This window comes from Candidatus Symbiopectobacterium sp. (assembly GCF_020054415.1).
Taxonomy (GTDB): domain Bacteria; phylum Pseudomonadota; class Gammaproteobacteria; order Enterobacterales; family Enterobacteriaceae; genus Symbiopectobacterium.
In genome coordinates, this window is record NZ_JAHWCO010000158.1 from 1 (window position 1) to 8,301 (window position 8,301).

Here is an 8,301-nt window from a genome sequence, read left to right on the forward strand (position 1 = left end):
CAATCGGTTACGCAGTATCAGATGTGCACGCTCAATACGCTGTGTATACAGCTTGCTAACAATGTGTTTTACTTTTGGAAGTTCGTCGTTGTAAGCACTGTGCCATCCGTGTTTGCATGACTGACGACGGTAACGCTGAGGCCACTTTTACCATAACCGTGTTTTTTCACAGGAGATGTCTGTTCACAAAACGGGCATCTTACATCAACCTTAGCCACTGTATTCCACATCCAAAACCGGACATTTCACACTGCAATCAACATATTGAATACACGACCAAGCCAGTGCGCTACCACGCCGGTATAAGCGTCGCGGTCGGTGAGCGTGAACTGGTGACTGTCGCCCTGCTGGCGGGTGAGGGTCAGCGCCGGAAGCGGTTTACCGCTCAGATTCTGATTCTGCCCCTGTTTAAAAAACAGCATTTTCCCTTGTTTAACCGCCATCACCGCGCCATGATCCCTTGCCAGTCGCGTTAAGAAGCTGCCATCTGATTCCTAGCTCTGGTCGCTGTGGGCCAGTTTGGTGTGTGCCATCGCCTGACTTATCACCGGCGTCAGCTTATGTCGGGCGGCGAGCGTTTTCAACACATCGCCGAGGGTGTGTTATGGTAAGAGGCTTCGCGCTGGACGTTGAGCGAGGCACGAAAGTCAGCGCTGCGTGCGCGTATCGTCAGCCGGTCGGGCGCACCGCTGCGCTCGATTTCATCGACGGTAAAGGTGCCTTTATTTATCAGCCCGGTTTCATTCCAGCAGAGAGACAGGGCAACGTTAGCCCCGCGGCGCGGCAAGAGCAGACTACGGTCTCTGTCATCCAGTTCAATATCCAGCTGGTCCGCCTCAAAGCCCCGGTTATCCGTCAGGGTTAATGACATCAGGCGGTGTGCTATGTTGCCGGTGATATCGACGCCGTCAACGCTCAGCCGCCAGTCCGGGGTATGGCCACCCGCCGGGATATCCAGCAAGGCCGACATGCTCATGACAGCAGCCCGCACAGGGTTTCGAAGAGTGCGCCGCTCAGGTCGTTAAGCTGCTGCGACAGGTCACAGAACATCTCTTTCAGGTTTTCATCGGTGCGTTTAAGCGTCAGGCTAAATTCAATACTACGCGCGGCGCCGTCGGAGAAGAACACGCTTTTGGTGCGGCTCAGACTTTCAATCACAAACATGCCATGGATAGCCCCGTTACCTTCAATCAGCGACTAGGCTTTACCGGTTTCCGCCATCTTTTGCAGCGCCATGAGCGAGACGCCCCCGCCGGTGATTTCCGGCAACAGCACACCACTCAGGGTGACGGTTTCTTCATCCGGGCCGATGTACTGGCTTTGCGGGCGGTGGCCTATCCGGCGGTTGGACGGGTGACGCCAAGCCATCTGGTGCTGAAATTCCTGATAGGGCACGGTGTGCAGCATAAAAACGAACATGCCTAAAGCCATCATCATCTTTTTTACTCTCTGTCCTCAAACCGGCTGTGGGCACGGGCGCGTGCCTGGCGCTCGCGGGCATCAAGCTGGCGGGCCACCTCCCGTGCGATATCCTGCGTGCTATGGTGCGGCTGCGCCACAATCTGAATGGGAGCCTCAATGCTGATGTGGGTCACGCCGCCAGCGGGGGCCGCCGTGCCCTGCTGCGCCCGGTAATGGCTCGCCGGCAGGCTGTAGGGATGCAGCGGCGCCTGAGCTATGGCAGACGACATGCCGCCCATCATCAGGGCGGCGGCGGCAAGACTGGCGGTGGTGCGGCGACTGGTGACATTGACCGGGCCACTGATTATTTCCGAGCCGATTTCCCCCACCAGACCAAAGCGCCCGGACGGAATACGCACGCCCTTGTCGTACTCGCCGACGTAGTTTGCCAGCGGATGCAGCGCACGAGTGGCCTGCACGGTGGTGTTGCCCTTCATCCAGTCCGGCAGGTAGTCGGTGAGCGAGGTCAGTTTGTTTTTCAGCGCCTGCCATTTTTCATTGATGCCGTCCATCAGGCTATCGATGATACGGGTACCAAAATCCTTAAACCGGCCAGGCAGCGCCTGTAGATAATCCTGGATAGCCTGCCATTTTTCCCGTGTCGTCTGGCTGACGGACTCCCATAGCGCTTTGAATTTTTGACCAAGGGTATCCCAGTTTTGCCATATCAACACCGCCGCGCCGGCGATGACGCCAATTATTGCCAGGATCGGGTTGGCGAACATCAGGCGCACCAGCCAGACAGTGGCGGTGCCAATCTGTCGGAGGGCGCCCACCAGAAGCACACGTCCCGCCGTGGCAGTACGCCGTATCGCCTTGCCGAGCAGAGAAAAGGCACCATCGCCCTTGATGCCCAGCAGGCTAAAGCCATAACGCAGCAGGGCGACAGGTCCCAGCAGTGAGGCAAGTGCCAGAGTTAATGCGCCGCCGGCGGTCAGCAGCAGGCAAAAGCCGGCAGCGGTCACGGTGAGCACTTTCTCTGCCTGCTGATTTCGGGCAAAAAAGGCGTTTACCCGGTCCATCATCGCCGACACCTTTTCCAGTCCCTTGACGTAAAGCGGCAGCACCTTTTCCCCGATATTTTTATACAGATCGTGTTTTTTAGCCTCCAGGATCAATTCTTGGCCGCCGGCGGTGTGCTGCCACTGACGAAGCAAAGTATCAATATCTTGCGCCTGGGTGCCGGCCAGCAGTTGCTTTTGAATGTTCTCGCGCTGGTTATACATCGTGGCGAACAGGTCGGAGGCCGTGCGATTGGAGAACAGCACGCCAATTTTGAGTTGCACCCCTTCATCAGAGAGGTTCGGAAAGGCTTTTTTGATACGCGGTACCACCTCTTCTATTAAATAGTTAAACGGCGTTTTGATGAATTTTTCGGCTTTGTTGAATAAATAGATTTTATGCTGGCAGTCCAGTGAAACGACGGATCCTCGCAACGCAAAATCATGCAGTTAGGCCTCATGAGAAAACTGTACACCTGAGGACACAAGCATTTTCTACCAAAACTGGCTTGGCAAAACAGCATGACTCACTATTATTCAACAAAGCCTGCCATTTAATAAAACAGCGTAATATTTATTACCCTCAAAATTTACACAGCCCTGATATACCGGACACATTTCCATTTTATTTCCCCTCAATTAATGAATTAACAGCTGCGCGTAAGTCTCAATTAACTTGACGCTGATACCCTGATTACCGATAGCACTGGCGCGAACAACACCCCGCGCCAGTTTGAACATGCGGCGGTAATTACCCTTTGAATATTTGAGAAACGCCTCTGCAACGCCCGGCACTGAGATAACGTCACCGTCGCCTTCATCCGGCAACAGGCTGGCGAGGATGGTATTGAAGTCCTCAACCTCGGATTTGCTCTTGTGGGCCTCAAGGTCTAACGCCATGCCCACGCGGCTGTAGAGCTGTGCAAACTCACCGCGAGACCCCTTGAGGTTAATCAGCAGACGTGGCATGCCTGCCAGCACGAGGGCGACGCCAGAACGGTCGTGGATGCGGCGCAGTACCTCCAGTGCGCGGTAAGGCAGCAGCTCGGCTTCATCCACCAGAACAACCCAGCCGGTGCCCGTCAGCGCCTGTATACACTCTTCGCTTAACTCATGGATATTGCCGGTCTTTTTCACACCCAGGCGGGCGCACAGCTCCTGCAGCAGCACTTTGGCGGTGTAGCCGGGGTCGGCCTCAATCATGATCGCGCCCTTATTCATCTCCACATAGCGCTTCAGCGCCATAGTTTTGCCCATACCTGCCGGGCCATAAATAACGCCGATATCGCTGTCCATATGGGTGTTGGTGATTAAACCCAGTGCCAGCCCGGCCAGTTGGGTCTGAACAAAAGACTCTTTAACTTCGCGGCGGCGGGCGCGTTCTTCCTCGCGGCTGATAAAGTCAGCGATAGCCGACTCGACGTTACTGATATTGCCGTTATAGACGCCTTTCAGATACTGAGAAATAACCGCTGTGCTCAGGCCCGTTTTAGTGGCTACCTTTTTTTGGGTGTAGCCAGTCCCCTCCAGCAAGTGGATTAATTTATCTTTGATGTTCATTTAAATAACCTTATTGATGATTACTGGCTTTCTTTAAATCGCTTTCAAATTCCGATTCAAATAAATAAACCTTTTCGGGTTCGTTATTATTTCGCACTGGCGCGAACATTGTAACGGCTTTGTTGAATAATAGGTAATCATGCTGTTTTCCGTGCCAGTTTTGGATTAAAATGCTGATCGCTCCGGGATGCATCACCACGCTCTGGATTTAACATACTGATTTTACGTCAAGGGAATCCGCAGCCTTTATGGCTACGCAGCATAATATCTATTTATTCAACAAAGCCCATTGTAACGTCAATCTCAGGCCGCTGTTCCAGTGCTGGCCGCAGCTCTTCCTGCTTGCGACGCACCTTGTCTTCCAGGTTCTTGACGCTGCGTTTAACACGCTTCTCTTTAAGCTGCTCGATACGGGCTTTCGGGAAGGCATCGACCTTATTACCGTTCCAGATGGCGTCACATATCCAGGAGCCGTCCATACGGCGCACAATAACGCTGTGGGGGTCGTGAATATCAAAGCAGACCCGGACTTCTTCGCCCTCGACGCAGGCCAGCTCGGTGCTGAAATAGATATTCTTGAATAGCTGTATCTCGCCGCGTCTGGCTGTACAAATCTGCTCTGGCCGGAACATTTCATGCAGTTCAGAGCTGGTCAGGAACTGAATTTCTTCCTGCTCCTGCTTAATAACGTGGTTACGGTACGCCAGCGGTGACCAGTGCTGCCCGCTGTCTCGCTTTGGCAGGCTGCTGTGCGGGCGGTTATTATGCCTTTCTACCTGGCGCTCAATCTCCGCGACCAGCTGCTCCATCGTCGGCACCTTGCGCATGGCCGTGGCCTGCACCTCATTCAACGAACGGCCTTTTTCCAGCGCGTTGACGGCTGACTCCACCGCCTTGCGGTACTTACGTTGCGCCTCCCGGTCACCAGATTTACCCACCCAGGAACCAAAGGCCATCGCGGCACGCTTGGGTATTTCCTGGTTAAGACGTTCGATAATCCCGCGCCCCTGTGGATTACCCGGAATACCGGTGGGGTGCTCAATACCGAGGCGGGAGAAAATACCCGTAATGTCGGCATCGAATACGGCGTTTTTCTCACCGCCTCCGTTATCGGAGTAATACATCAGCGGTACGCCGTAGCGTGATACTGCGTTACGGATGGCATCGCCTACGGCGACCTGGCTCTCGGACATGGCCAGACTCCAGCCGACCACCACGCGGGTGCGGGCGTCGATCACCAGCGTAATCTCAGGCCGGAACGGCTTACCTGTATCAGGGTTAATCACTTCCATCTTCATGCCGTGGCCATCGCCGACCCACACACCATTAACCGGGATAACTGACCAGTCGCGGCGCACGAACGGCAGGTACTTCTTGTAATCGGAGCCGGTTGCACGTCCGCGCTCGCGCTCGGCAACAGGCAGCTTGTCCAGCGCATAACGCACTGTGTCAACTTTGGGTAGCATGGATAACATGATCTCGTTGTCCCCGTATTGCTCAATCCACCACTTAGCAAACTTCTCGTATGCCATCATGACGGTGGGTTTATTGGTATCGCGCCAGAAGCGCATAAAGTCCGGCATCCATGAATACTGGAACACCTCTTTTTTGCTGACCTTACCCGGTGCCAGCAGCGCCATGCGTTCACCCACCGTATCCGCAGCCATCCAGGCTGACAGCCAGCGCTGAAGCGTTGGCACGCTGACCCCGGCGCGGGTGGCACCCTTGCGGGCGTTGGCGATATCTGCGGCCCGCTGCACACAATCCGGCAATGTCCCGGCAACAGAAGCGTCGGCAATAAACTCGACTGCTTGCTTGCGTTTCATGCTGAGACCGCCGTTCTCGCTGCTGTCCATAAGGCGTAACACCTCCTGAACCAGTACCATCCGCGCATCACCGACTGCTTTCTGGCTGTCGCTCAGCCCGCGCAGCTTCTTCTCCTGCAGGGCTGGGCATTTACGGTACAGCGCCAGCTCACACTGCACTTTCTCGCCACCGGCTCCCGTGACCAGCTCACCTGCTATGGTCGCTCTGGCCGGAAGGGAAGCGGACTGTGCCAGCAGCTGACGGGCCATGCGGGCCTGAACAGCTTCACGTGCGGCATCCGGCAGACAATCAACGTTGTACTCGTAGGCCTTCGTACCCTGGCGGCGGCGCATCATTTCCGGCAAACCAGCAGCACACTTATTCAGGGTGTACCGCACTCCCTGAACAGTACCAGGCAACCCCGGCAGGCCAATTAACTCATTCACCGTAACGAACATATCAGGACGCCTTACGCATATAGCTCTTGGTCTGATAACGGCTGGGCCAGATTTCTTCCGGCGCAACGTCCAGTGCAGCAGCCACAATCTCCTGATAAGACCTGCATTTTGTTCTTAATACAGACTTCAGGGAGCCTGCCGCGTAACCATTTCTGCGGCTCAGTTCGGCGAGGGATAAACCACGCTTGTGTAGCTCGCGGATGACATCCTCAGAGTGCCAATCAGAAACCAGATCTTCTTTTCGATTCATCATTCATCTATCCTAAAAAGTTATCCCGAAGGATAAACCGTAGGTTATCTCTTCGGATAAAAGTATTGATCCACATGTGGCTCATGTAAAGCAAAAATTTCACTTTCTTTTGTCTTTATGAGATCAGTTAATTCCATATGTGGTTTTAGCTATTTAAAACATATGGTTACAAGGCAAAGAAAATGGTTAGTAAAAAAGAAAGCGGATTTGCTATTCCTGGCGACGGAAAGGAAAGTATTGGTGAGCGATTGAGAAGCCTTATTGGCAATCGAAGCGTAAGGGCCGCTTCGCAGGATTGGGGACTTTCGTTCTCCACATTAAACAATTATCTAACTAGAGGAACGGAGCCTTCTCTCAATGTGGCAATAAAAATCGCCACAATAGAAGGGGTCACTGTTGAGTGGCTGGCAACTGGATTATCGACTGAAGACAAGCCCTCAACTGAAATCCCTGCCTCAGACGGCAGAGAAAGAGAACTTCTCCGCACCGCTTGGGCGACTGCATTTGAATTTATGGGGAAAGCTGAGGCTGAAGCCCTTCTGAAAATAATTATTAATGGCGGCGCGCGTAGCATCATCAAGCTAGCCGAGCATGATGCGACACTTGAAGAAACTTTTATGCTACTCCCGCCAGAGTTGAAAGAGAGAGCAATAGACCTCATCGACGCGCACGTAGAAGCTAAAAAAGGGGCATCTGAAGACGGTGAGGTGAATAGCACTAATAGCCTAGCTCAAGGGGCGGGCTAAGCGGGCAGATTGAGTTAAGTAAGCGTAGGCAGATGCTTGCTGACAGGTCTAATGCATAATTTTTATGAGGTTATTGAGTTCGGCCAACTTTTTTAGCCGCTTGCTTAAACGAAAATCAAAAACGATTTAAACGCAGTTCAAACTCACATAAGTAGCAATCATTCGAGTATCAAATACCGTTCGAAAAAATCAGTTTTGAGTCATTTTTTCGCGACGAGTATCAAACCCCAGATTTCGACCAATGCCGCGCCAGTAAAAGGTTGGCGGCTTGCTTGAGGCATGCACGATCAGTATCAAAATGATTACCCCCCCATAGACGGCGTGCGCGACCTGCTGGATCCGAAAACCTCAGGAGGGCACTGATGGACGATACCCTGTTGACGATTGATAATCTGGCGCTCAGTTTTCCGATTTATCGCGGTGAAGTACATGCGCTTAATCAGGTCTCGTTGAGCGTAAAGCGTGGTGAAATTGTTGGCGTGGTCGGGGAATCTGGTTCCGGCAAGTCAGTAACCTCGATGCTGGTGATGCGGCTGCTTAGACCCGGGAGCTATATAGAATCAATAGCGGCAGCATTACCCTGTTAGGGCAGGATATGCTCAATGCGCCGGAGCGCAACCTGCGCCAGATGCGTGGTGCCAAGGTCGCCATGATCTTTCAGGAACCGATGACGGCACTGAATACAACGCGCCGTGTCGGTGATTTGATGCGCTAAGTTATCCAACAGCATCAACCGCTGAATAAACGCGATGCACACGCCCATGCGTTGGTATTGTTCTCAGAAATGCAAATTTCTGATGCAGAGCTGGTGATGAAACGTTACCCGTTTGAACTCTCTGGCGGCATGCGACAGCGCGTAATAATCGCGTTGGCTTTTTCGGCTTTGTTGAATAAATCAGAACTTGTAACGACTGCGCCCCATACGGGTCGATTGTTACGTGATGCGAATACTGTTCGGCATTCCTGATAGCGTGATCCGGTTAAGCGCTTTGACCATGGTCATGGCTTCACCCACCTGA

General features: G+C 53.2%; 6 protein-coding genes and 5 pseudogenes. 2 read left to right on the forward strand and 9 right to left on the reverse strand.

Translation table 11 applies throughout. The annotated features are described in order from the left end of the window. The 8 genes and pseudogenes from QZ506_RS21480 to QZ506_RS04715 form a co-directional block, all read right to left on the reverse strand. Window positions 1-96 (reverse strand): annotated as a pseudogene (locus QZ506_RS21480) (IS1 family transposase); the annotation flags it as partial. A 15-nt stretch (window positions 97-111) separates the two neighbouring features. Continuing rightward, window positions 112-218 (reverse strand): annotated as a pseudogene (locus QZ506_RS04685) (IS1 family transposase); the annotation flags it as partial. Window positions 219-580: 362 nt separating this feature from the next. Then, window positions 581-976 (reverse strand): hypothetical protein, encoded by a 396-nt coding sequence (locus QZ506_RS21485; RefSeq protein WP_367272973.1) that lies wholly within the window; start codon window positions 974-976, stop codon window positions 581-583. Then, a pseudogene (locus tag QZ506_RS04695) lies at window positions 973-1,437 on the reverse strand (phage tail protein). The gene QZ506_RS21485 and the pseudogene QZ506_RS04695 overlap by 4 nt, the downstream one beginning before the upstream one ends. A 5-nt stretch (window positions 1,438-1,442) precedes the next feature. Further along, a complete protein-coding gene (locus tag QZ506_RS04700) occupies window positions 1,443-2,897 on the reverse strand; it encodes a hypothetical protein (protein ID WP_291969400.1) in 1,455 nt (484 codons plus the stop codon). Between the two features lie 204 nt (window positions 2,898-3,101). Beyond that, window positions 3,102-4,022, reverse strand: a complete 921-nt coding sequence (locus QZ506_RS04705) for an AAA family ATPase (RefSeq protein WP_291969402.1) — start codon at window positions 4,020-4,022, stop codon at window positions 3,102-3,104. 272 nt (window positions 4,023-4,294) lie between these two features. Further along, on the reverse strand, window positions 4,295-6,274 hold the full coding sequence (locus QZ506_RS04710) for a transposase (RefSeq protein ID WP_291969404.1): 1,980 nt from the start codon (window positions 6,272-6,274) through the stop codon (window positions 4,295-4,297). 13 nt (window positions 6,275-6,287) lie between these two features. Further along, complete coding sequence (locus QZ506_RS04715; RefSeq protein ID WP_040465859.1) at window positions 6,288-6,536, reverse strand: helix-turn-helix domain-containing protein; 249 nt, start codon at window positions 6,534-6,536, stop codon at window positions 6,288-6,290. A gap of 182 nt (window positions 6,537-6,718) precedes the next feature. Here QZ506_RS04715 and QZ506_RS04720 point away from each other — a divergent pair, with 182 nt between their 5' ends. Both QZ506_RS04720 and QZ506_RS04725 read left to right on the forward strand, forming a co-directional pair. Then, window positions 6,719-7,282, forward strand: a complete 564-nt coding sequence (locus tag QZ506_RS04720) for a transcriptional regulator (protein ID WP_291969406.1) — start codon at window positions 6,719-6,721, stop codon at window positions 7,280-7,282. Window positions 7,283-7,644: 362 nt separating this feature from the next. Then, window positions 7,645-8,162, forward strand: a pseudogene (locus QZ506_RS04725) (ATP-binding cassette domain-containing protein); the annotation flags it as partial. Window positions 8,163-8,216: 54 nt separating this feature from the next. On the opposite strand, the pseudogene QZ506_RS04730 reads toward QZ506_RS04725, so the two are convergent. Next, window positions 8,217-8,301 (reverse strand): annotated as a pseudogene (locus QZ506_RS04730) (lipoprotein); the annotation flags it as partial.